The following is a 25443-nucleotide window of genomic DNA, read 5'->3' on the forward strand; positions in this document are numbered from 1 at the left end:
AAAGAAGGCGTAAAGAATGAATCTGAGATTCGCAGACAGAATGAACAATGCGCAAAAATCATTCATAAGAGAGATCCTGAAAGTAGTGGGGAATCCCGAGATAATATCGTTTGCCGGAGGTCTTCCGAATCCTATTTCATTTCCCATAAAAAAGATACAGGAAGCAACAGACAAGATACTGGAAGAAGATGGGGAAAATATTCTTCAGTACAGCACTACAGAAGGGTATCTTCCGCTCAGGGAATATATATCAGAAAGATATTTGAAAAATTCAGGTGTAGTAGTACCTCCTGATGAAATACTTATAACAAACGGATCACAGCAGGGTCTGGATCTTATAGGAAAAGTATTTCTGAATAAAGGCGACTGCATGCTTATGGAGGAGCCGGGATATCTCGGGGCAATACAGGCATTTTCAATGTTTGAGCCTGAGTTTAAGACAGTTCTCATGAACCATGACGGAGTAGATACTGAAAAATTGAAAGAAAGCATAGAAAAATATAATCCGAAATTATTTTATGCAGTACCGAATTTTCAAAATCCGTCAGGTATTACATATTCTGAGGAAAACAGAAAACAGATAGCTGGTTTTATGAAAGGCTCTGATACGATACTCATAGAAGATGATCCTTACGGAGAATTAAGATTTATGGGCAGCAGAGTTCCGTCAATGAAAAAATATATGAATGATAATGTTATTCTGCTCGGTTCTTTTTCCAAGATAGTTTCTCCGGGAATGAGACTGGGATGGATACATGCCGGTCATGAAATTATGGAAAAACTAATAATTGCCAAGCAGGGAGCAGATTTGCACAGTAATTATTTTTCACAGAGAGTTGTTTATGAATATCTGAAAGAAAATAATATAGAAGTGCATATAGAAAAAATCACTGATCTCTACAAAAAACAAAGAGACTGTATGGTTAATTCAATAGAAAAGTATTTTCCAAAAGAAGTACAGACTACAAAGCCAGAAGGCGGAATGTTTATATGGGTAACACTTCCTGAAAAATATTCTTCAATGGATTTGTTTAATATAGCAATAAAGAAAAAAGTAGCCTTTGTACCGGGAGATCCGTTTTATACGGGTAAAGAAGGGGTGAATGCTTTCAGGCTAAATTATACAAACAGTACTGAGGATAAGATAGAGGAAGGTATAAAAATACTGGCAGAGGGAATAAAAGAGCTTTTGTCGGAAAAAAATTAGCAAACACAGGATAGTCCATAGTCAGGATATCCATAAATAAATATATGGAGGTAAAAGTAATGTCAAAAGAAATACTAGGGAAAACGGTTTATTATGATGAAGATTGTAATTTAGACCTGTTAAAGGGGAAGAAAATAACAGTAGTAGGTTACGGGTCACAGGGACATGCCCACTCTTTAAACCTTAAAGACAGCGGAATGGACGTGACAATAGGACTTAGAAAAGAGTCAAAGTCATGGGCTGATGCTGAAAAAGCCGGATTTGTAGTAAAGGAAACTGCTGATGCTGTGAAAGATGCTGATGTAGTTATGATTCTTACTCCGGATGAATCACAGGCCGATACTTATGAAAAGGAAGTAGCGCCTTATTTGAAAGACGGAGCTTATTTAGGTTTTGGACACGGGTTTAATATTCATTATAAAAAACTGGTTCCTAAAGATACTGTAAATGTTTTCATGGTAGCACCAAAAGGACCGGGACACTTAGTAAGAAGAACATTTAAAGAAGGAAGCGGAGTACCTTGTCTTGTAGCTGTATATCAGGATCCAAGCGGAGATACAAGAGAAGTAGCTTTAGCATGGGCTTCTGGTGTAGGCGGAGGAAGATCAGGAATTATTGAAACTTCGTTTAAACAGGAAACAGAAACTGATTTATTTGGTGAACAGGCAGTATTATGCGGAGGAGTTACAGAATTAATCAAAACTGGATTTGAAGTTCTTGTAGAAGCAGGATATGATCCTATAAATGCTTATTTTGAATGTCTGCATGAAATGAAGCTGATCGTAGACTTATTATATGAAGGCGGATTTGGAAAAATGAGACACTCTATCTCTAATACAGCAGAATTCGGAGATTATTTGATTGGTCCGAAAATAATAACAGATGATACAAAAAAAGTAATGAGAGAAGTTCTTACAGCTATTCAGTCAGGAAAATTTGCTGATACTTTCGTAGACGACTACAAAGCAGGAGCACCTTTCCTAAAACAGAAAAGAGAAGAAGCTGCAGAGCATGCCATAGAAAAAGTAGGGGCAGAATTAAGAACTCTTATGTCTTGGATAGATAACAAGGAAGAAGTAGAAGTAACTGTAAATATAAAAGGAATTTTAGAGCAGCAGAAAGAAAAAGTGACAAAATAGTAACTATATAAAGGTCGTATCTTAGGATACGGCTTTTTTAGTGATATTTTTATGGTATTGTAAATCAAGGAAAGAAACAAAAAAATAAAGATAAACATTATAAAAAAGACCTGTATTCAGTATTTATGTCTAGATACAGCTCAGTTTTTACTGATAATTTGATTTTTACTCTGCATAAAAAGTCGGCTTATTATTTCCTCAATAGTGTAAACAAGATGTCGTGTATACTTGTGAAATTACTGGAACTCTGATCCTGATCTTAGGGAATTACAGCTCTGCTTTTCCGGACTGTCTGTTCCAGAATGTAGTATTTTAACAGTTAGTTTTCCAGTGAAACCTGTATTAGTTTAGAAGCAAAGATAATCTATCAGAGTTTTCTCACAAGTAAGAAAAATAAAAATGTGGAAAATAATTTTTATATTTTAATATCTTCTTTTTCCAGATCACTAATAAAGTGTATTTTACTATCAAATTTTAATAACCAGCGAACGTGTAAAAAAATATCAGTGGTATTTCTTGTGCAGACACCTGAGACTATCAGATCATCTCTCATTCCGCCGGTATTTTCATCCTGCATGTAGCCGATTACTTTAAGACCTTCACGCAAAAGAACAGGATTTCCCCAAAAATCAGATTTAACACTATTTTGTGACAGCAGCACACAGTCATCAGATATAATTTCATTAAAATCGACATATAAACAGGGATATTTTGAGGTAAAGGCATATGAATCTATTTTATAATCAGGCAGCTCGCCTTTTCTTTTCAGACGCTTTTCTCTTTTAGTCAGTTTTTCTTCTTTTTCCTGAAATTCTTTAGGAAGCCATACAGGCTGAAACCCTGATACACATAAAGCTATTTGTTCTGTATCCGAAATAATTATTGAATGCTGTAAATCATCCCACCCTTCTGCATCATAAGCTACTTCCCAGATTGGTTCGTCACTGTAAAGAGAAGGTGAAGGAGAGAATCGTATAAATTGAAATTTATACTCAGGGAATCCTTTATGTAATTTATATTTTTTTATATATTCTTCGGCTAAGTTAATAACAGATTTCTCGTCCAGTTTAGGCAATCATATATCCTCCCTTGTATAATAATTCAGATTATATCATATAAATTTTATAATTTGCGAAAGATATAAAAATAATTTTCAAATGAATTATTTTCAAATTAACTTGCTTTTTTATAAAATATGATTTATCATATAAATATGAAATAAATGAAAAATATGAAAAATCAAAAGGAGAAAAAATGAAATATAAAAATAAAGAATATGAATGCAGTACAGCTAAACTGGGAGAAAGAGGACAGATAGTGATTCCGAAGGCTATACGTGAAGAGCTCGGTTTGAAGCAGGGGGATAATTTAATTCTTCTGGGGAATAAAGAAGAAGGTATAAGAATTATCAATGCAAACAGTCTTGAGGAATTGGCGGAAATCGTATTAAAGGAAAAAAATAACTAAAGTGCAGGTGATGAAAAATGAAAATAATAATTATCGGCGGTGTCGCAGGTGGGATGAGCGCAGCAGCAAGGCTGAGACGACTGGATGAAAAATCTGATATTATTGTGATTGAAAAGTCAGGGTATGTCAGTTTTGCCAATTGCGGTCTTCCATACTATATCGGCGGTGTAATAAAAGAAAAAGACAGCCTGCTTCTGGAAACCCCTTCTACACTGAAAGAGAAATTTAATCTGGATGTCAGGGTAAAATCAGAGGCTGTATCTATAAACAGAGAAAAAAAAGAGATAAAAATAAAAAATATTGAAACTAATGACGAATATACTGAATCATATGACAAGCTTTTGATTTCTACAGGAGCAAAGCCGTTCGTACCGGATATAAAAGGTTTGGAGGAGGCCGGGTATCTGACACTCAGAAATATAGAAGATATGGAAAAAATAAGCAGCTGTATTGATTCTGATGGTTATAAAAATGCAGTTATTATAGGCGGAGGATTTATTGGTCTGGAAACAGCCGAAAATCTGAAACATAAAAATATAAATGTCACAATCATAGAGAAGGCTGATCAGGTTATGGCACCGCTGGACCCCGAAATGGCATCATTTATACACGGGGAAATAAAAAGAAGAAATATTGCCTTATATCTAAACAGTGATATTACTGAGATAAGTAATTCAGGGAAGAAAAAAATCATAAAGCTTAAATCGGGCGAAGTAGTGGAAACTGATATAATAATAGCTTCCATAGGGGTAGTTCCCGACTCGGAGCTTGCCAAAAATGCAGGACTAAAAATGAGTTCCAAGGGTGCTGTGGAAGTAGATGAGTATCTGAAAACCAGTGACAGTGATATTTATGCAGCAGGGGATGTGATAGAAATAAGAAATGCGATAACCGGACAAAAAGCATTGGTTCCTTTAGCCGGTCCGGCAAATAAACAGGGAAGAACTGCTGCAGACAATATTCTCGGAAGAGAAGAAAAATATACAGGAACAATTGGAACATCGATTATGAAGTTTTTTAATATGACTGCAGCTTCGACAGGTATAAATGAGAAATATCTGAAAAAACAGGACATTAATTATAAGTCTTTATTTATAATTAAGGCAGATCATGCGGGATATTATCCCGGAGCTTCCGATATTTACTTTAAGATATTGTTTGAGCCTGAGACAGGTAAGATTTTCGGGGCTCAGGCTGTGGGAGAAAAAGGTGCGGATAAAAAAATAGATATTATAGCAACGGCAATATTGGGAAATATCTCTGTTTACAAACTGAAAGATTTGGAAACTGCTTATGCACCGCCGTTTAATTCAGCGAAGGACATTATAAATTATGCTTCATATATGGCAGAAAATATAAAAAGAGACGGTCTGGAAACTGTCAGCTGGAATGAAACGGATAAAATCGGGTTAATAGATGTCCGGACTGAAGACGAATATAATATAGATCATATTCAGGGCGCAGTAAATATGCCGTTAAATACTTTAAGAGAAAATATGGGGAAACTGGATAAAAATAAAGAATATATTGTATACTGTAAGGTGGGACAGAGAGGATATAATGCACAAAGAATATTGGTAAATAACGGTTATAAGGTCAAAAACCTGAACGGCGGTTTTAGTATTTATAAATCAGCTTTGATGCCTCAGGATAACAGAATAAAATTTGAAAATGACATAAAAAATGATAAGCATAGGAGTATATCAGGTTTGAATTCGGCAGATAAAAAAATACTGGATGTCACTGGACTGCAGTGTCCCGGTCCGATTATAAAAATAAAAAATAAAATTTCAGAATTAAAAACCGGAGAGGTACTGGAGGTCAAAGCGACAGACCCGGGATTTGAAAATGATATTAAAGTGTGGACAAGACAGACAGGAAATACGTTATTGAACATAGAAAATACAGACGGGGAAATTCTGGCAGAGATAAAAAAAGGAGAAAGTTTTTTACTGTCAAAAAAGCCGGATGAGGAAGCAGTCAAGGAAAACAGTACATCCTTGGTTATATTCAGCGGAGATTTTGATAAAGTTTTTGCGGCCTTGGTAATAGCAAACGGGGCTTTGGCAATGGGAAACAGTGTATCAATTTTCTTTACTTTCTGGGGATTGAATGTTTTGAGAAAAAGCAATTATAAGACAAGGTCAAAAAAAGGAATAATAGAGAAATGTTTTGGAATAATGATGCCGAAAGGAGTCAGTAAATTAAAATTATCGAATATGAATTTTTTTGGACTGGGACGAAAAATGATAAATAAAGTGATGAAAACTAAAAACATAGAATCTCTTGAATCTTTACTGGAACAGTATATAGAAAACGGAGGAAAAATAACGGCCTGTACAATGTCTATGGATGTAATGGGAATAAAAAAGGATGAATTAATAGAAAATATCGAATATGGCGGAGTGGCAACCTATATGGAAAATGCAAACAAGGCAAATCATAATTTATTTATATAATTTTATAAAAATAAACAGGATAAATAATAATATTTTAAATCGCCGGATAGTTATATAACTTCCCCGGCGATTTTTTCTTTATTCTTTATTTTTACACACATCAATCCACTTTTCTGCATCCGAATATCTGAATAATTCGTCACATGTAAGTTCTATTGCGCTGTTACTGCTGCCGCAGGCAGGAAAAACAGTATCAAAGCGTTTTAAAGAAATATCCAGATAAACAGGAATATTCTCAGATACTGCAAAAGGGCAGACACCACCCGCAGCATGTCCTGTCAGGGATAAAACTTCTTCAGCAGAAGGCATTTTTGCTTTTATTTCAAATACTGACTTGAATTTCGGGTTATCTATTTTAACATCTCCGGATGTTACAATAAGAATACAGCTGTTATCTTTTTTGAAAGCAAGAGTTTTTGCTATTCTTGCAGGAATTACATTCAGAGCCTGTGCTGCCAGTTCCACCGTTGCACTGGAGGTATCGAATTCCATAATTTTTTCTTCCATATTAAATTTTTTGAAAAATTCCTTTACCGGTTCTATTGCCATTGATTGCTCCTATCCCAGTGTGGTTATTATTTAACTGAAAATGAATCAGATATTGCACTGTTATTTTTCATTATTATAACATCGGAGTACTGAAATTGCTACAGTTTAATTGATCTATTTTATAAATGCAAGGTATCGGGTAATTACAATATAAGTCTGAACTGTTAATATCAAAAGAACAGAGATTATAAAAATTAGTGCAATTTTTTTTTCATTGATTTTTCTGTTCAGATGGCTTCCTATATAACCGCCGAGTATAGCTGCAGGAATCATATAAACAGCCAGTGAAAAGTCTGTATAACCGTTTAGTGTGTATTTGGTCAGTGAACTTATCGTAGTTAAAAATGTGATAAAGATACTGTCTACAGAGGCTTCTTTGATATCAAGCCCGAAAAAAATGATCAGTGTGCTGACCTGAAACGGGCCTCCGCCTATACCAAAAAATCCTGACAGTCCCCCGGTAATAATTCCTATGAAAAATTGCGGAAATGGATTTTTAATATTCATTTTCGGAATTTTATTCCTGTAAACTACAGAAAGTAAAACAAGTATCAGCATAAATATATATGTCCTGTCTATAAAGCTTTCACTGACAAATTTTAAGAGAGTCCCTCCTAAAAATCCTCCGATTATACTGCCTGCTGCCAGAATCAGAATTTTTTTAATTTTTATATGTACTTTTTTTCTTATATAGGTTATAAGAGTAACAGATGACATGGAAAGAACTACTATTGAAGATGTAAATGATGCAAGACTTTTTGCAGCTCCCATACCTGCAAGCGCCGGTCTTATAATTAATCCGCCGCCTATTCCCACTATAGAGCCTATTATTGTAGAAAATAAACCTATTAAAAAAAATATCATAAAATTTTCTCCTATTAATTTACAGTATTTCCGGACAAATCAAAGCTGCTCATAATCCTCCGGATTTTTACTGCTTGGTTCATGACTGGTCTTTTTGTTGATTTTCCAGTTTTTAGATATTTTGATACCATCTGAAAGAAGAGGATCTTTTGTTTCTTCCTGCCATTTTAAAAGCCTTTTTCTCAAATCTTCCAGAATACCCTTATATTCATGATTATTTATAAGGTTTTTTCTCTCGCCGGGATCATTATAGAGATCGTACAGAGCCTCGCTGTATTTTTCCTGAGAAAGAAGATCATTTTCAAGAAGCAGTTTTTTTGTTTCTGAAACATCAATATTTGATACATTTATTTTCAGGTATTCTTCGTCGTAATATTTTATATACTTATAATTTTCTGTTCTTATACATCTTACAGGTTCATAGGAGGTATGAAAATTTATTTCTCCGTAAATTTCATCTCTGTGTTTATCACTTTTTCCCGTAAAAAATTCTGAAAAAGATTTACCCTGAAGTCTTTCCGGTTTTTCTAAGCCTGTAAGATCACATAAAGTAGCAAATATATCTACCTGTGAAACTAAAGTATCCGTGACACTGCCATTTTTAGGTGATGCAGGAACTCTCATTATTAATGCCACTTCCAGTCCGCTGTCAAAAAGAGTACATTTAGCATACGGATATGGAATACCATGGTCAGTAGTAAAAATAATAATAGTATTTTCGTAGAGATTATTATCCCTGAGGGCTTTTATTATAAGCCCGAAACATTTATCCGCATAATAAGCAGAGGTCAGAAATTTTGCATGTTCATTTCGTGTTTCTTCAAAATCCGGAACCGGATAAGGAGCTTTTACAAAATTTTCATTTATAATCTCCTTATTTATTTCCGGGAATTTTCTGTGTGTGGAAAACATGCCGAAGGAAAGAAAGAAATTCTGATTACTGCCGTTTTCTTTTATCCATTCTGAGACATTTTCGGCATTGGCTGTATCCCATAAATAATAATCTTCCTGATATTCATAATTATTCTCGGATGTTATATCAAAATCATAGCCGATTGCTGCCGCCCCTCCTTTATGATCAGAATAAGAGCCGTATTCATGCTGTATACCGCATAAAACGGTTTTATACAGATTTTTCTTCAGGTGGCTGACTAAATGCCAGCTGTAATCTTTCAGTGCAAATCCCCTGTTTGCCAGCCCAAGCATTCCGTTGGAATGCGGATACATTCCTGTAAGAAGTCCGGATCTGCTTGGAGAGCATGTAGGACTGGTACAAAATGCTTTTTTAAAAACAACAGCCTCTTTAGCAAAGTTTTCTATATTTTCTGTAGGGGAATCATAGCCGTAAGGACTAAATACTGTTCCGCTGTCATGTGTGTGAATATATACGATGTTATAATTTCTTACATTATCCATAAGTCTGCCTCCGTGTTATTTTAGTGCTGTGCCGTGTAAGTAAATACTATGCCAGATTCAGGCTGACTTTTAATTTTTCTTCGATCTCTTCTTCGGAAAGCAGATTTTTCAGACCTATTAACTTTTTATCGTCACTAACATTGAAGTTATTTTTCAGTCCTTCTGCCACAAAAATAATATCATAGTTATTAACCATTGATTTTGCCTGTCCTACACTCATATGATCAATACTTGATTCGATTTTTAATTTATCCAGTACCTTTTTTATTTTCATTTTTATTATCTGGCTGGAACCCATACCGGCACCACAAGCCGCTAATACTTTCAGCATAATTTTTCCTCCTGAATTTTTATTTTATAAAATATGAATCTTTGTTTCTTATATATTGTAACTGCGGAATAATAAGCATTAGAATTACTACTAAGATAACCCCTGTTAGCTGTAAATTATTTATAAAAAGTCCCAATACAGGCCATACTGTATCCCAATCCAGATTTCCTGTCCATCCGCCGTACTGAGTCAGATTGAAAATATAAACAGCTGCAAGTGAGCCAAATACCTGAATCATACCTGAAACCACAGGAATTATTGTAGCTGCCCTTATTCCGCCTTTTTTATCGGCATATACTGCCAGTGTGGCATTATCGAAAAACAAAGGAACAAATCCCGGTATAAGCATAATCGGAGATTTGAATATAATCAGTCCCAGTATTGCAATAAGCTGTCCTACGGCTCCGAATATAAAACCATATAAAATAGCATTTGGTGATGAAAATCCGAAAGTGACAGCACAGTCAACAGCAGGAATAGAGCCTTTCAGAAGCTTTTCCGAAATACCTACAAATGATTCTACAAGTTCAGCAACAAACATTCTTACGCCTGTCATTAATATGACAATATTAACGGAAAATACCAGAGACTTCTCCAGAATGTATGTGAAGAATGTAATTCCCCCGTCGAATGCTTTAGGATCAAGTTCTTTTAGAAGAGGTTCCCCGATAAACAGCATAACAGCTCCGAAAAATATAATCATTAAAAGCCCTGTAGCAATAATATTGTCATTCAATACAGCGAGCCATCCCGGAAGTTTTACATTTTCCACTGTCTTTTCTTTATTTCCGATCTTATGTGCTATTTTATCTGTTACCCAGATACCGAACATCTGCTGGTGTCCCACGGCAAAATCTGAATTTCCCGTAAGATTTCTGGTAGCTTCCACAGTTAGATTGGCAAAAACAGCCCAGTAAGTACCTACCAGCAGTCCTACAAGAATAGCACCGTAAATATTTCGAAATCCGGGCATTACGGCAAAAATAATCCATGTTACCATTGTTGCCTGTTTAACCATAATATGTCCTGTGATAAAAACAGTTCTTACTTTTGTAAATTTTTTCAGAAGTACCAATAAAATATTCCATACGAATCCTACCAAAAGAGACATCATAGTCCAGCTGGTAGTGATACTGATACTTTCAAGAGCCTGTGTTGCAGCATTAAAGCCGAAGTTAGAATCGATTACAACAGCACTGATCTGATATTTCTGCGATAAACCCTTTAGAATCGGGTCAAAATTTTTCACAAGACCAGAAGAACCGACATTTAGAATCATAAAGCCTATTGCTGCTTTGATAAAGCCGCCAAGCGCATCATATATTTTACGCCCGATTGCAAGATAACCTATAAATACAATAAGACCAATAAAGAACTGTGGTTTTGCAATTATATTCGTAAATAACAGGTTAAATATTTTTAATATAATTTCCATATTTTCTCCTCTATTTTTATTTAGTTACTTTTTCCCCTGTCCGTAATAGGCATTAGCCCCGTGTTTTCTTAAGAAATGCTTATCCAGAAGCTCCTGCTGCATACTCTTCGTGTTTTCATTAAACATCTCCATACTTGCTGCCATTCTTCCTATCTCTTCCAGTACCACCGAATTATGCACTGCTTCCTCCGGACTCTTTCCCCATGTAAACGGTCCGTGGCTGTTTACCAGTACTCCCGGTACATATAAGGGATTCAGATTTCTTTCTCTGTATGTTTCCACTATTACACGACCCGTTTCCTTCTCATATTCTCCTTCTATCTCTTCCGCTGTCATCTTTCTTGTACACGGAATCGGTCCGTAAAAATAATCTGCATGGGTTGTTCCGTAAGCTTTTATGTCTCTGCCGCTCTGTGACCATATTGTCGCCCATGTGGAATGTGTATGAACTATTCCTCCTACCTCTTCAAAGGCTTTGTACAGCTCTATATGAGTCGCTGTATCTGACGAAGGATTCAGGCTTCCTTCCACTACTCTGCCGTCCATATCCACTACTACCATATCAGAAGCCTTCATTACATCATATTCCACTCCGCTCGGCTTTATTACTATCAGTCCTTTTTCCCTGTCTATTCCGCTTACATTCCCCCATGTATAAAGTATCAGTCCCTTTTCAGGAAGCTCCATATTTGCCTTATATACTCTTTCTTTTAATTCTTCCAGCATATTAGATAAATCCTCCTTCCTTCATTCTTGAAATCATCCAGTCCCTTACTTTCTTTATATCTTCCAGAGGGGTTTCACTACTTTCATTCCACATTTCCACCAGAAAAGGCCCTTTAAATTCTGCCTTTTTCAATGTTTCAAATGTTTTTACAAAGTTTACGTCACCTGTTCCGAATTCCAGTTCCCTGAATATTCCTCCGAATGTATCTGTTACTTTTTTTGCTTCCTTAAGGTGTACTGCTATTATCTGCTGTGACTTTATCCCTTTTTCAAGCTCATTATATACCTCGTCATGTGTCCATGCAGTAAGATTCCCAAGGTCAGGATACAGCTTCAGCCATGGTGAATCTACTTCTTTGGCTATTTCCATATATTTTGTTACTGAATTAAGAAAGGTATTTTCCATATTTTCTATTGCCAGCGTAATACATGCTTTGGAAGCCCATTCAGAAGCTTTCTTTAGATTTTGTATAAAAAGTTCCCTTGTTTTATCACTTCTTTCTTCATAGTAAACATCATAACCGGTTACCTGAATAATTCTGATACCGAGTTTATCGGATATCTCAATAGCTTTTTTCATTAAGTCCATGGATTTTTCTCTTGTAGCAGTATCAATACTACCCATTGGAAATCTTTTCTGACCGCTGAAGGTCATGGAAGGGATTCTGAAATCTTTATCAATGAGAAGATTTTTCATATTTTTTATTTCCTCATTATTCCAGTCAAGTCTGGCAAGTCTTTCATCGGATTCATCAACGGAAATCTCAATGAAGTCATAACCGGCCTGTTTTGCAATATCAATTTTAGTGCTCCACGATTCTTTTTTTGGAAGAGCTTTTTCGTATATTCCCATTACCAGTTTGTCAAATTTGTTCATCTTTCTCCTCTCTCAGTAAAATAGAGCATATTTATGTTAAGATATTAATCCCAGTATTTATCAATCTCTTCTTTAAATTCTCTTGCTGCCTGTGCAGGGTCTGATGCTTCCCTTATTCCTCTTCCTGCTATAAATGTATAAACATCTATTCCCTTGAACAGCTTTAATGTTTCCTTTTCAAGTCCTCCTGTTACCGATACCTTAAAGCCCATCTCCACTAGCTTTCTTATCTTATTCAGATCTTTTTCTCCCCATGTTTCTCCTGCCAGAAGTGCATCTCTGCTCTGATGATATACTGCCTGTGATAATCCCGCTTCCTTCCACTGCTTCGCATGCTCAAATGTCCAGTCTCCGTAAAGCTCTACCTGTAAGTCCTTTACTTCTTTCAGTGCTGCCTTCATTGTAGGAATAGTAGCGGAGCATATTACTGTCATCCAGTCTGCTCCTGCATCAGCACAGTTTTTAGCTACTGTTCCCCCGGCATCAGCACATTTAGTATCAGCAAGAATTATTTTATTAGGATAAAGTGCTCTGAGACATCTTACTGCTTCCATTCCTTCTGCAAGGCAGAGTATAGTGCCCGCTTCGATAATATCAACTTCATGCCCTACCTGTGAAATTGATCTTATTGCGTCACTCAGTGTATTATTATCAAGGGCTATTTGTAATAATGGTTTTGCCATATTTTCCTCCCGTTACTTTTTTAGGTATTTTATATCTGAAACCCCTCAAACCATTCCTCTATATCTGTATTCTTCATAACCAAAAACCCGCCCCTTTTAAAAACGCTGTATTTATTTCAAAAGTCCTATGATTTCATCAGTGCTTTCCGCTTTTCGTATTTTCTCAAATGCCGCCTCATCATCAAAAAGCATTACGATCTGCGGTATAGATTCATTGGAATGTACTTCGGAGCTTGTTGCCGAGAAGCCCAGAAGAATATCCACATCCTGGCCGTCAGGAAAAACAACAGGTTTTTCCAGTGTAATAAAACTGAAACCATCTTTCAGAACACCTTTTTCAGGTCTTTCATGCGGCATAGCCAGTCCCGGAGCCAGTATATAATATGGTCCGAGTTCATGTGTTCTTTCTATTACAGAATCTATATATTCCTCTTTAATGACTCCTTTTTCCAGCAGCGGTCTAAAGGTAATTCTTACAGCATCTTCCCAAGTTTCGGCTTTTTGTTTTACTTTTATGGAATCATTTTTGACAAGGTATTCCAGTAATGTCATTTTTCCTCCTCTGTATTACGTATAAGTATGTAAGTATATTTTACAAATCAAAATTATTTATTATTTTTTCTATTTCTTCTATTGTATCGGCATTTCTCATCTGATTTTTTATTGTATCGTCAGATCCGATTTTTACAATACTTTCCAGTATCGCCAGAAGCTCTTCGTGTTCTCCCGCATTTGCTATACAGAAGATAAGAAAAACAGGATCATTATATTCATTTCCAAAATTAACAGGTTTGGAAAGGGTCAGGAGACTAACACCGGTTTTCAGTGCCCCGTTCTCTTTGGATGTATGCGGCATAGCGATATTAGGTGCGATAACTATATATGAGCCTAATTCTCTGTATGCTTCCACCATAGCCTGCACGTAAGAATCTGTGACCATATTATTCCTAAAAAGAAGTTCGCCGCCGATTCTGATAATTTCCTCGGGATTTTCGCTTGAGATATTTAATTTTATAAGCTTATCTTCTGCCATATTTTTTAGATTATACATTTTTCTTCTCCTTAGGCATATTTAGTCCGAGTCTTGTATATTGATCCTTTGGCGACTCGTGAAATTCCATATTTTTAATCAGTTTTTCCGTAAGGTTCTGTTCCAGAGCTTTATCTTTTACAGGGTAAAGCTGTTTCGGATCATTATTGATATCGAATATTAAAGTACCATATTTATATATTTTATATTTATCTTCCGCACGAAATTTTAATACCGGAACATTCTTGGAATAATTTACCGGCTCTGAAAGCTCGGCATCTTTTATTTCATCAACACTAAAAAGCTTATTCATATGCATAGGCATAAGTGTATAATTATAGAGCGGTTTGTTTTCTTTGAATGCAGGTGCTCTCATATAGGTATAATTTCCGTCATACATATTTACATGTCCTCCGTGAACTCCGTAAATACATTCCTTGCGGACAGGAACATCGGTTTCTATAGTCTCTTTCAGAGATTTTCCTTTCATTGTTTCCGGAATGGCAACATCAAAGTAATCAAGCAATGTCGGGGCCCAGTCTATCATCTGCACAATAGCATTTCTTCTTTCATTTTTCTTTTTTGACCTTGGGTCCCATATAAATAAAGGTGTATTTGCTATTTCATTATAATACGGCATAAGATTTTTTCCCCACCATCCGTGCTCTCCGAGAAGAAAACCATGGTCTGTTCCCACGATCAGCATAGTATCTTCCCACATATTGTGTTTATCCATTAAATCAAGAATCATTCCCAGATTTTTATCACACATGGAAACCAGAGCAGCATATTTTTTTCTTATATGTTCCACAGCTTCCGGAGATTCTTTGACCTCACCTCTGGGCCAGTCAAATTCAGGTCCGCTGTAAGTATCTTTGTACTGTTCCAGATATTTGTCTTTTACAAAAAACGGTTCATGGGGATCGAATGTTTCTATATGCAGAAGCCAGTTATTATAGGAGCTGTTTTTTTCTATAAATTCACAGCTAAGAGAAAAAACTTTACTTTGGGGCTGTTTTTCCTCTGTATCCATATATTTTCTGTTAATCCTGTCATATCTCCATAAGGAAGAAACTTTTCCGCTGCCGCTGTGCGGTTCGGGAATGCTTAAAAATTCTTTATCTTCTTTGTATTCTGCTTCACCTTTCCAGTGGTCCCCTTCCTGTCCCCTGATCATTTCATATGAGGAAAATCTGTTATGGAAAGTGGCACCGCCGTCTTCCCAGTAATGAAAATGGTCTGTTATCATATGAGTATAAACTCCGGCTTTTTTCAGAATTTCCGGCATTGAATCATCGAAAGGCTCCAAAGGTCCCCATTCTCTGTGGAGAAAATTATGTCTTCCGGTATGAAGTTCTCTTCTTGCAGGCATACAGGGCATACTCCCTACATAACTTCTGTCAAAAGTAAGTGTTTTTTCATCCAGTCTTTTGAAATTAGGGGCATTAACCCAGTCATTACCGTAATTCGGAAGAAAATGCCTGTTCAGACTGTCAAAAAATATGATTATTGCTTTCATTTTTGTCTCCTTATCCTTTTAAAGCTGTGGGAAAGCTTTCTTTTACTGTATTATATATGTCATTCCCCATTTTTTCCCCGTCTACTAAATTAGCTATTTTTATCATTTTTACTTCTTTGTTTGAAGGAAGAACAATTCCTTCGGCAAGCTTTTCAGATACAGCTATGATATCTGCCCAGTCAAAATAACTGTTTACTTCTCCCACAGATGTAACTTTAGTATCAGAATTTATTTTAAATTTTTTCATGGCAGCTTCTGCTGTCATTTTCATTATAAGACTGCTTCCTGCACCGTAACCACAGACAAACAGAATATTAACCGTATCTTTCATATAAAAAACCTCCTAAAAATTATACAGCAGCAATTTGCTGTATTTTATACTTCCGTTTCATAGAGTTCTGTTTAACCGAAATAAGTATGACATTATCCGGCAAAAGGCCCCAGTGAAAATATCTTGGCAATCATTCTTAACAGCTCTGTTATAGCAGGCCATACAGTACTCCAGTCAAACATTCCGGCCCATCCTATACCGTCTTCCAGTCCGCTGATTTTCAGCATCCATACAGTACCGAAAACATGGATAAGTCCCAGAAGTACTCCCGATATTGCTACAGCACGCCAGCCTCCGTATTTATTTGCTACCACGCCTATAGGACCGCCGTCAAAGAATAGCGGAACAAATCCTGTAAGAACCATATACGGTACTTTGAAAATCATAAGAATTCCCATTCCGATAATAGTACCCAAGGTACAGAAGAGGAAGCCCAGAGTAGCTGCATTTGGCGAATAAGCAAGAATAGCTGCCACATCAACGCCGGGAACGGCATTTGGAATAAGCTTTTCCTGTATCCCCTTGAATGAAGCCGAAAGTTCGCCGATAAACATTCTCACTCCTGTAAGAATCAGTACCATATACATTGAAAAATTAATTCCCGACATAAGTATGTAAATAAACCAGTTAGAGTCGCCGGCCAGTTTTTGTACACCGCTTATTCCCAGAGTCATCATAAAGCAGCCTATAAAGATAGTCATAATAATAGCCACTGAAACGACATTATTATTAAAAATAGAAAGCCATCCGGGAAGATTCATTTTTTCTGCATCATGTTCTTCAGGATCACCGAAGAATCCTGCTATTTTTGAGAAAAACCACATACCCACCATTTGATTGTGTGCAATAGTGAAGCCTGCATTATTGGTTATTTTATTGGACGATTTTATTGCCAGGTTCGTGGAAAAAGCCCAGTATACCCCGAGTAAAACTCCTGAGATCAAAACTGTAGCAGCCGAACCAAAGGCAAAATAATATACTACCAGCCATAAAACAGCCTGTGAGTGTGCGAATCCTGTGTGTCCTGTAAGAAAAATCCCGTGCATTTTAGTGTATTTCCCAAAATAAACAAGAAGAACATTGACCATAAAAGCAACTAAAAATACATAGCCGATGAGTCCGAACCTGCTTCCGAGTCCTTCCTGCGTAGCTGCCCTCATTGCATAAGGATCCATAAGATATCCTTTTATTCCATAAGCTTTGTTAACAGCATCAGTAATTGGTTTAAAATATTTAGTCATCTGGCTTCCGCCGAACATAATCAGGTTTAATCCCACCATTGCAGTGATTGTTCCTGTAATGGTTTTACTTTTTGTTTCTTTTCTCAGTATATATCCCAGAGCTACAAGAAAACCTATAAGCATAATAGGATTGCCCAAAAAATCATTTACCAAAAAATTAAACAAAATTTTTAAAATATTCATTCTAACCTCCAAAATTCATAATCAAGATTTTTTAAGAACTGCTCTGTATTTTTTGTCTGTAATTAATCATATGAAAAACTCTCCGATACTGTCTGAGCTAATCAAGCGAATACGACATTACAGCATAGACTTGAAAGGCAAATCAGGTTCTATAGTAAAGCAGTCCTCAAATCCTCTTTCAAAGTGAAACTCAAGTTTGTCCTTGTCATTCGGAAATATGAATTTCCCCCCTACCTGCCAGATATACGGTTTAAATTCATACTTTAACCTGTCCTTCTTCATCTTCCAAAGCATCATTATTTCATAAGGGTCTGCCTGAAAGTTCGACCAGATATCATGGTGAAACGGTATTACTACCTGTGTCTTTAATGATTCCCCCATTCTCAGTATATCCACAGATGTCATCTTATCTGTCATTCCTCTCGGATTTTCTCCGTATGATCCTAATGCCACATCTACTTTATGTTCGTTTCCGTGCTTTGCATAATAGTTCGAATAATGTGAATCCCCGCTGTGATAAAGATTTCCTCCCGGTGTTTTTACCAGATAGTTTACTGCCAGCCTGTCCATGTCCTGAGGCATCTTATCCTTCAGGATTACTCCTTCAGGAGCTGTTACAAGCTCTGTTCTGTCAAATGATTCCAATACTACTAGCTCTATATCTTTTATCTTTACTGTATCTCCGGGTTTTACTGCCTTACATCTTTCTGCCGGTACTCCCCAGCTTATCCATAAATCCACACATGCCTGCGGTCCTATGAACGGTACACTCGGATCACAGTTTTTCAGTACTGCCGCTGCCACATTAGGATCTATATGGTCTGCATGGTCATGTGTTGCAAGTACCGCATCCAGTTCTTTTATTGCAAACGGATCAAGAACGAAAACAGAAGTTCTTAGATTGGGCTGTAATTTTACCCCTCCTACCATTCTCTGCATCTGATGCTGTTTTTTCATTAATTTATTTTTTTTTGTTCTTTTCCCTGTACCGCACCAAAAGTCAATAACAATATTGGTATTCCCTTCACTCTTAACCCAGATACCTGTACATCCAAGCCACCACATAGCAAAGGTTCCTTTTTCTACAGCTTCCTCTTCAATCTCCTCATTCAGCCATGTTCCCCATTCTGGAAATGTGTTCAATATCCATGATTCTCTTGTTATTTCTTCTACTTTGCTCATTAGTATATCTCCTTAATATATTTATTTTAATCACGGCCGTGATATTTTAACGATTTAAATATTTTATTATTTCCTGCTTTGTCTTAAGCGACAGTATTTTATCCTTTAAATTTTTACGTTTTATGATATCGAAAATTTCGTTTAAAAGCTTTGAATGAAACTTTTTCCCACGTGTGGCAAAAGGAATAAAAATATTAACCATTTCACCATCGTCAAACTTGACTGCTTCTTTTAGAACAAGCAGCGCAGCACCATCCTTGATTACGTTTTTTCCTATTGATCCGTGGGGAATTGCGATCCCGTCAGCTACTACTATATATGAACCGAATTTTTCCACGAGCTCTTTCATTTCCTGTATATAATCCTTGGTAACATAATTTTGTTTTATCAGAAGTTCACCTGAAACCTTTATTGCATCAGACCAGCTCTCAAGTCTGTCAAGAATTTCTATATTATTTTCATTAATTAAATTATTAAAATTTTCCGGCTTTATTTCTGAATCATCAATAATTTTATGGCTGAAATTCTCTCTTATCCCTGCGATCAGCTCTTTTTTATCCTTTGTATTGAGATTTATATTTTTTTCAATAACATTCATTAGCTTTGCAAGAGAAATTTTATTGTCATTTTTCAAAATATTATATTTTTCAATCTCCTCGATATCCTCTTTTTTTAAAAGAGGACTGATTTTTATAACAGGGATTCCGTAATTATTTTTTATATTGATGGTAGTAAATATAAGCTCAATATTATTGTAGTTTTTCAGAGCCTCCTCCAACTGATGATAAGGAAGGACATCGATAATATCAAGATTATAATGCTCCTTCAGATTTTGTTCCAGAAGCCGTGAACTGCCGTATCCAAGACCGCAGACGAGAATAACCCTTTTGGGATAAACATATGTATTACGCTCTATTGATGCCTTAAAATGATAAGCAAGAAGTGCCAGCTCTTCTTCGGTAAATTCTATGTTCAGAGCTTTCTCCATATCATTTACGGCATTTTTTACGATTTCCAGTGTGGGATCCTGATTGATTATTAATTCACGGAATGCTGTATTTTCAAGCTTTATCTTTTTGTTAATTCTGTATAGGGTAGGCTTGATATGGTACAAAAGACAATTAAACAAGGTTTTGTCTCCGGAAATGTCTATTTCCAGATACTTATTAAAATTGGCTATCAGACTCTGAACCAAAAATTCCACATTTATCCAGTTATTGACCAGAGAAATATCAAAATTGCATAAACTTATCCCCAAAATATAATCTGTTATTTCAGTAATTCTGTGTTTTGAAAATTTTATGCCTATCAATCCGGAAAATTCTTTTGAGGTATTTTTGATTATTTCATATTCTTTTGTACTTTCCAGAAAAAAATTATTGATACTGTCATAATCACTCTGTTTTGAAATACTGTTATTCTTATCATTTACAAAAAAGCAAAGAATAAGTGAATATAATATTTCATAAGAATTATTTGAAAAATTCAGAGAAAGCTTTTTCTCCAGCTCACGAATAAAATTATTTATCTGCTGTCCGGATTTTTCAGGAATATTTTTTTGGAAAAGCTCATAAATAATTTTGTCAAAATTAGATAAATAAAGCTCTTTTATGTATATGGAAATAAATTTTGAAAAAGTTTCCAGTTTGAAGCTTCTGAGATGTTTTCTGCTTCCGCTGATATAGAAGCCTTTGTTCTGTCTGTATTTAATATTGAAATTTACGGCTTTAATTTCATTTTTCAAAATTTCAAAATCACTTTTGATGGTAGTTCTTGAAACTTTTAGATAATCAGCAGCTTTTGTAAGATTGATATCTCTTGAAAAACAGAAAAGCAGCTTTAAAATTTCGGTTCTTTCCTTTTGATTCAGAATGTAGGAATTATTCAGCGAAGAATTTATTCCGGTAAGCTCCTGATCAGTATTAAAAAAAAGATTTCCGTTTTTTATCTGTATTTCTTCCAGTTTGTTCTTTTGCAGAAACAGATTAATTTTGTCGATATTGTACCTGATGCTCCTTTCGGATATCTGAAATATCTCCGCCAGTTCTTTATATTTGGAGGACGGCTTTTTTATTAAATATTTTAAAATATTCATTTCTCTTTGATTTAGCATTTTTATCACCACTAAAATCTTACCATCATTTTTTGATAAATCAATTTACAAAGTGTTGCAAAAAAAATTGCAATAAAAATATTTTTTATATTCAAAAAGCTCAAAAAATATAGCGGAATAAAGGCGGGGAGGAAAAAGAACCGCAAAGAAAAAATACTTATTTCTCATGGAAAAAGTGTATCCTTTATGAAAAATTATTTTTCTTATTTGTATAAAAATAAGTATGTAAATTAACGCGAAAGTTAATTTTTAAAAAATGAAATTATTATAAATTATTTAAATATCTGCTGTAAACATAACGAATTACAGGATAAAGATATCAATGATTGCTGAAAATAGACAAGCAGTATAATACATTTTATGAAGGCCTCCAGGACGTATTATTACTGCAGGTATCATTTTTAAATAAAATTATTTATATAATTATTTTAAAAGTAATGTTCAAATAGATATTTTAATAAAATTATGTTATAATAGATTAAAAAATATGTAATTTAAATACTTGGCTTTATAACATCAGTATTAATTATATTAATGTAAAAATAAGTTTCTTTTTGTTTGATAACCGGTAATTAGAATCAAAAAACTAATTTTATCAGGAGGTAACTATGAAAAGAATATTGTTATTACCATTAATACTAACCAGTATATTAAGTTGCGGCAGTTCTGGAGGCGGCGGAGGTTCCGGAGGTGGAGGCAGCGGGGCAACAGCGACACCTGTGGCTCCTTCTATTCCGTTCAATCCCGGTGACCCTCATAATGTTCAGGAAACCAGATCTGAAGGGTATGACGGGGCAGGTGTAACCGTAGGAATTATTGACACAAGGTTTAATGTCACTAATGCAGAATTTAAGGACAGCAGCGGAAATTCACGGCTGAGTGAGGATGCTTCTTTTGTCGGAGTGAATAATATTCACGGGAGTCTTGTAGCGGAAGTTATAGGAGGGAAAACCATAGGTATGGCACCTGATGTAAAAATGTACGGAGCAGCAGCAGGCGCTGTATGCAGTGACGGGACTAACAGATGTATAAGTCCTAAAGTACGGATGTACGAGGATTTATATAACAGCGGCGTAAGAATATTTAACCAGTCCTTCGGAATAGATTCATTATCAGTTACAGATGCGAAAAAAACTGATTTTCCATTATCAGATCCTGTTATTAATTTTTATGCCGAAAAGGCAGGAACAGATAGTTTATTTATATGGGCAAACGGAAATGCAGGAAAAGATCAGCCGCAGATAGAATCAGGACTTCCTTATCTTTATCCCGAACTGCAAAAAGGCTGGATAGCGGTAACAGCCGTGGATTCCCAAACTGGAGAAATAAGCAGTTATGCCAACAAATGCGGTGTTGCACAAAACTGGTGTATAGCGGCTGTAGGAGACTATACTTTTCACGTAAGTAATGTAACAGGAGAAGGAACATCATTTGCATCACCGGCAGTAACAGGGGCAGCAGCTCTTGTACAGCAGAAATATCCTTGGATGAACGGAGATCTGATAAGACAGAGTATTTTGTCCACAGCTACCGATGTAGGAGCAGCAGGAGTAGATGCAGTATACGGCTGGGGTCTGCTGAATGCCTCAAAGGCAGCAAACGGACCTGCGTTATTTGATAAAAGGCTGGCACTTGGCGATTATGTGAATGTTTCTTTTGATAACTATACATCTACATTTTCCAATAATATCAGCGGAGATGCTGGTTTGACAAAGAGCGGAAGCGGAACATTAATCCTAAGCGGAAATAATACTTATACAGGTAAAAATATAGTAAACGGCGGTATACTGAAAGTAAACGGACAGGTACTCTCACAGGTAGATATTCAGTCAAACGGAACCCTTTTGGTAGACGGGGGAATAATACAAAATAATGTACTTAATCACGGGGGAACCATGATAAATGAAGGAAACGGAACTACTATACACGGGATTTATATGGCCAGCAGTGAAGCGGTGACAGAACACGCAATGGGAGCAGAATTTAAAGTTCACGGCAGAGTAATCTTAAATAATTCAAAATTATATATAAAGACACCAGGAGCCGGACATAATATTTATAAATATATAAATTCTTCAGAAGGAATAAGCGGAAGAGTACTCAGTGCTTCTGAAGGAATAGAAAGTACCTTTGGTTCTGTTGTTGTTCCTGTACTGCTGAATTCAGAAATAACACAGGATTCCAATAATATAGATCTGAAGATTACAAGAAAGAATGTAGCTGAATTCAGCGCAGCAGAATATAATTCAGATTCTACACGAAATAATTCATCGGAAAATCTGGAAAAGGTATTTCAGGTTTTGGATAACAGTGAAGCCAATGAGCTTTTCAGAGTACAGGCAGCACTTATTCAGCAGTCATCTTCACATACATTTGCAGTGACTCTGGACAGTATTTCAGGACAGATTTATGCATCGGCACAGGCTCTTACATTTCAGCAGATGCAGGCTGTGAATAAAGATTTGTCGAACAGGCTTTCGATGGCAGGCTATAATAAGGACAATACCGGAGTATGGTTTAATGCACTTGGAGGAGCCGGACAGCTCTATGAATCGGGCTATGCAAAGGCGGACACTCATTTTTACGGCGGACAGCTGGGAGTGGATAAAAATATAACAGATAATATCATATTAGGGGCAGCAGCGGCATTTACAGAAGCAAAAGCAGATTTTGACAGATATGCCGGAAAGGCAAAAAGTCAGAATGTAGGAATTTCACTATATGGAAAATATACCTTTGCGGGAGATAATATGTATATGCTCGGAAGAGTGGGAGCAGCATATATAACAAGTGATGTGGACAGAGATGTAGTGATTGGAAATTATGCGGAAAAGCTTTCTGCTGATCATGATGATTATGCTTTTTCTGGATATGGAGAACTCGGGTATAAATTTATGGTAACAGAAAATATAGGTCTGACACCATTTGCAGGATTAATGTATGAAAGCGTAAGAAGAGGAAGTTTCTCGGAAGATGACAGTCTTTTTGGATTAAAGGCAGACAGCAAAACTTACAATCAGAGTTCAGGACTGGTGGGTGTGAAAGCAGAAACTACTTTTAACTGGATGGCTGGAAAAACAACACTTCAAAGTTATTTGACATGGCAGGGAGCTTTTAATGATGAAGATCTGAGCTTTGATGCTGCTTATACAGGAATGCCGGATCAAAAATTCAAGGTAGAAGGAATAGGACTGGCAGATAATACAACCTGGTTTGGAATAGGTGCACTTACTGAAATAACTGCGGTGTGGTCATGGTATGCCAATTATGATATGCAGATAGAAAAATCAAGAATAATGAATAATGTATTTTCTGTCGGGGCAAGATACAGTTTCCACTAGGAAATTATGAATTATGGGAAAATATATAAAGCTTAGACAGTGAAAAAAATATTGAAAACCTCTGGATATTTAGAAAACTAAATAATCAGAGGTATTTTTATTCTTAATGAATGTGTAGAATAAAAAAACAGGGATATAATCCCTGTAAATAACAAATTTTATTTAAGGCTTTTAGTAAATTTTTGAATTTTTTTATATGCCCAGTCATAATGACTGGAAGTACTGGAAATAAAGTATGAACCCAGAGAAGTAGTTTTAGTCCACGGATAAAGCTTTTTTGTAAAGAGCTCATCATTGGTATGGCTTTTTATAAGAGCTTCAATTTCATTATGACTGTCATTCAGTTTTTTCTTAACATCTTCCAGATTTACATTCTGATACTTTTCCCAGATAACAGCATTTAAGTCCGGAAGAGTTTTCCATGTGAAACCCTCGGCGGGAATAACAGGTTTTTCTCCTTTCATTCCTGCTGTATACCATTTTATCATCATAAGGTGCCATTCGTGAAGATGTCCCAAAACATCCCTTATATTTTTATCTCTGTCCTCAAATGGAAATTTCATTTTCTGTTCTTCTTCTGAAAGAGAGTTTACTAACTCTGTTAATTTAAGGTAATTTTTATTGCTTAAAGCAAGAAGTTCATCCTTTGTGGCTGGTCTGGCCATAATATCACACTCCGTTCCTTTATTTTTATTATACCTTGGAGAATATGACATTATTATGTCATATTATTCAGAAAAAATATTTTTCAACTTGACTATTGTTTAATATTTTGTTATTATGATTTTTATAATAAATTATTAAATATTGAGGTGGTTAAATTGAAAGATAGCTCAAAAAAAATAGATATTTTTGAAATGCTGAATAAAAGTGTAAAATTGATTATTATTTTTTCTTGTAAATTCTTGAAGTTGGTTTTGATTTTTTATTTATTATTTTTTAAAATAATCCCGTTTGCTGTTGATATAATTATCTTTAGATATCATGATCAATATACTGCAGATAATGTGATTATTATTTTTATTTGGATGATGCTTTTATATATTATCAGAATTCCCAAACTTTTTTAGTCTTTTTTTATAAAAATATAAATTAATTATGCAAATAAGATAAAGTATAAAAAGTATATATATATCTTTGAACATCATATCAGGAGTTTCACTGTAACCTGTTCCGCATTTGCTAAAGTGTGTTATAAGGGTTCTGTCATTTAATAAAGAACAGTAACCATGAAAATATATAATCCGAATTTTGGTTTTCAAAAGGAAATAAGCTATAAAAATAGATATAACTGGCAGGATTATGTTAAGAATATTTTTTATAAATTTTGACATATTTAGTCCTCCTATA

At 35.5% G+C, this 25443-nt stretch carries 22 protein-coding genes; 5 read left to right on the plus strand and 17 right to left on the minus strand.

Annotation, left to right across the window (positions count from 1 at the left end; all coding sequences use genetic code 11):
- Window positions 1-16: 16 nt before the first annotated feature.
- Window positions 17-1207, plus strand: a complete 1191-nt coding sequence (locus STERM_RS00550) for an aminotransferase-like domain-containing protein (protein WP_012859600.1) — start codon at window positions 17-19, stop codon at window positions 1205-1207.
- A 59-nt stretch (window positions 1208-1266) separates the two neighbouring features.
- Window positions 1267-2346, plus strand: a complete 1080-nt coding sequence (gene ilvC / locus STERM_RS00555) for a ketol-acid reductoisomerase (RefSeq protein WP_012859601.1) — start codon at window positions 1267-1269, stop codon at window positions 2344-2346.
- A 415-nt stretch (window positions 2347-2761) separates the two neighbouring features.
- On the opposite strand, the gene STERM_RS20955 is transcribed toward ilvC, so the two are convergent.
- Window positions 2762-3421 carry a hypothetical protein gene (locus STERM_RS20955; RefSeq protein ID WP_012859602.1) on the minus strand — a complete coding sequence of 220 codons (660 nt, stop codon included), beginning with the start codon at window positions 3419-3421 and terminating at the stop codon, window positions 2762-2764.
- A 179-nt stretch (window positions 3422-3600) separates the two neighbouring features.
- Between STERM_RS20955 and STERM_RS00570 the strand changes: the two genes are divergently transcribed.
- Both STERM_RS00570 and STERM_RS00575 read left to right on the plus strand, forming a co-directional pair.
- Window positions 3601-3813 carry an AbrB/MazE/SpoVT family DNA-binding domain-containing protein gene (locus tag STERM_RS00570; protein ID WP_012859603.1) on the plus strand — a complete coding sequence of 71 codons (213 nt, stop codon included), beginning with the start codon at window positions 3601-3603 and terminating at the stop codon, window positions 3811-3813.
- A gap of 17 nt (window positions 3814-3830) precedes the next feature.
- Window positions 3831-6272, plus strand: coding sequence for an FAD-dependent oxidoreductase (locus STERM_RS00575; protein WP_012859604.1), 2442 nt, complete (start codon window positions 3831-3833; stop codon window positions 6270-6272).
- Window positions 6273-6350: 78 nt separating this feature from the next.
- Here the strand turns inward: STERM_RS00575 and STERM_RS00580 are convergent, their stop codons facing one another.
- The 15 genes from STERM_RS00580 to STERM_RS00650 all read right to left on the minus strand — a co-directional run bounded on the left by STERM_RS00580 (window position 6351) and on the right by STERM_RS00650 (window position 20752).
- The gene (locus STERM_RS00580; protein WP_012859605.1) at window positions 6351-6821 is read right to left on the minus strand and encodes a YbaK/EbsC family protein; all 471 of its coding nucleotides are present in this window, start codon (window positions 6819-6821) and stop codon (window positions 6351-6353) included.
- 114 nt (window positions 6822-6935) lie between these two features.
- A complete protein-coding gene (locus tag STERM_RS00585; protein WP_012859606.1) occupies window positions 6936-7685 on the minus strand; it encodes a sulfite exporter TauE/SafE family protein in 750 nt (249 codons plus the stop codon).
- A gap of 39 nt (window positions 7686-7724) precedes the next feature.
- Window positions 7725-9101 (minus strand): N-sulfoglucosamine sulfohydrolase, encoded by a 1377-nt coding sequence (locus tag STERM_RS00590; RefSeq protein ID WP_012859607.1) that lies wholly within the window; start codon window positions 9099-9101, stop codon window positions 7725-7727.
- A gap of 46 nt (window positions 9102-9147) precedes the next feature.
- Window positions 9148-9432 (minus strand): PTS sugar transporter subunit IIB, encoded by a 285-nt coding sequence (locus tag STERM_RS00595; RefSeq protein ID WP_012859608.1) that lies wholly within the window; start codon window positions 9430-9432, stop codon window positions 9148-9150.
- Window positions 9433-9451: 19 nt separating this feature from the next.
- The gene (locus STERM_RS00600) at window positions 9452-10867 is read right to left on the minus strand and encodes a PTS ascorbate transporter subunit IIC (RefSeq protein WP_012859609.1); all 1416 of its coding nucleotides are present in this window, start codon (window positions 10865-10867) and stop codon (window positions 9452-9454) included.
- Window positions 10868-10891: 24 nt separating this feature from the next.
- On the minus strand, window positions 10892-11593 hold the full coding sequence (araD, locus tag STERM_RS00605; protein WP_012859610.1) for an L-ribulose-5-phosphate 4-epimerase: 702 nt from the start codon (window positions 11591-11593) through the stop codon (window positions 10892-10894).
- 1 nt (window position 11594) lies between these two features.
- Window positions 11595-12470: an L-ribulose-5-phosphate 3-epimerase gene (locus tag STERM_RS00610; protein WP_012859611.1), complete on the minus strand. Its 876-nt coding sequence runs from the start codon at window positions 12468-12470 to the stop codon at window positions 11595-11597.
- 44 nt (window positions 12471-12514) lie between these two features.
- Window positions 12515-13153 carry a 3-keto-L-gulonate-6-phosphate decarboxylase UlaD gene (locus STERM_RS00615; protein ID WP_012859612.1) on the minus strand — a complete coding sequence of 213 codons (639 nt, stop codon included), beginning with the start codon at window positions 13151-13153 and terminating at the stop codon, window positions 12515-12517.
- Window positions 13154-13264: 111 nt separating this feature from the next.
- Window positions 13265-13705, minus strand: coding sequence for a PTS sugar transporter subunit IIA (locus STERM_RS00620; protein ID WP_012859613.1), 441 nt, complete (start codon window positions 13703-13705; stop codon window positions 13265-13267).
- 40 nt (window positions 13706-13745) lie between these two features.
- Window positions 13746-14204, minus strand: a complete 459-nt coding sequence (locus tag STERM_RS00625) for a PTS sugar transporter subunit IIA (RefSeq protein WP_012859614.1) — start codon at window positions 14202-14204, stop codon at window positions 13746-13748.
- Window positions 14197-15702 carry a sulfatase gene (locus STERM_RS00630; protein WP_012859615.1) on the minus strand — a complete coding sequence of 502 codons (1506 nt, stop codon included), beginning with the start codon at window positions 15700-15702 and terminating at the stop codon, window positions 14197-14199. Before STERM_RS00630 ends, STERM_RS00625 begins: the two co-directional genes overlap by 8 nt.
- Before the next feature lie 10 nt (window positions 15703-15712).
- Window positions 15713-16033 carry a PTS sugar transporter subunit IIB gene (locus tag STERM_RS00635; RefSeq protein WP_012859616.1) on the minus strand — a complete coding sequence of 107 codons (321 nt, stop codon included), beginning with the start codon at window positions 16031-16033 and terminating at the stop codon, window positions 15713-15715.
- Between the two features lie 92 nt (window positions 16034-16125).
- The gene (locus tag STERM_RS00640) at window positions 16126-17457 is read right to left on the minus strand and encodes a PTS sugar transporter subunit IIC (protein ID WP_012859617.1); all 1332 of its coding nucleotides are present in this window, start codon (window positions 17455-17457) and stop codon (window positions 16126-16128) included.
- A gap of 117 nt (window positions 17458-17574) precedes the next feature.
- On the minus strand, window positions 17575-18639 hold the full coding sequence (ulaG, locus tag STERM_RS00645) for an L-ascorbate 6-phosphate lactonase (protein WP_012859618.1): 1065 nt from the start codon (window positions 18637-18639) through the stop codon (window positions 17575-17577).
- Window positions 18640-18685: 46 nt separating this feature from the next.
- A complete protein-coding gene (locus tag STERM_RS00650) occupies window positions 18686-20752 on the minus strand; it encodes a BglG family transcription antiterminator (RefSeq protein WP_012859619.1) in 2067 nt (688 codons plus the stop codon).
- 608 nt (window positions 20753-21360) lie between these two features.
- On the opposite strand from STERM_RS00650, the gene STERM_RS00655 reads away from it, so the two are divergent.
- On the plus strand, window positions 21361-24093 hold the full coding sequence (locus tag STERM_RS00655) for an autotransporter domain-containing protein (protein WP_012859620.1): 2733 nt from the start codon (window positions 21361-21363) through the stop codon (window positions 24091-24093).
- Between the two features lie 158 nt (window positions 24094-24251).
- Here STERM_RS00655 and STERM_RS00660 read toward each other — a convergent pair whose 3' ends face one another.
- Window positions 24252-24758: a ClbS/DfsB family four-helix bundle protein gene (locus STERM_RS00660; protein ID WP_012859621.1), complete on the minus strand. Its 507-nt coding sequence runs from the start codon at window positions 24756-24758 to the stop codon at window positions 24252-24254.
- Between the last annotated feature and the right edge of the window lie 685 nt (window positions 24759-25443).

Source organism: Sebaldella termitidis ATCC 33386 (assembly GCF_000024405.1).
GTDB lineage: Bacteria > Fusobacteriota > Fusobacteriia > Fusobacteriales > Leptotrichiaceae > Sebaldella > Sebaldella termitidis.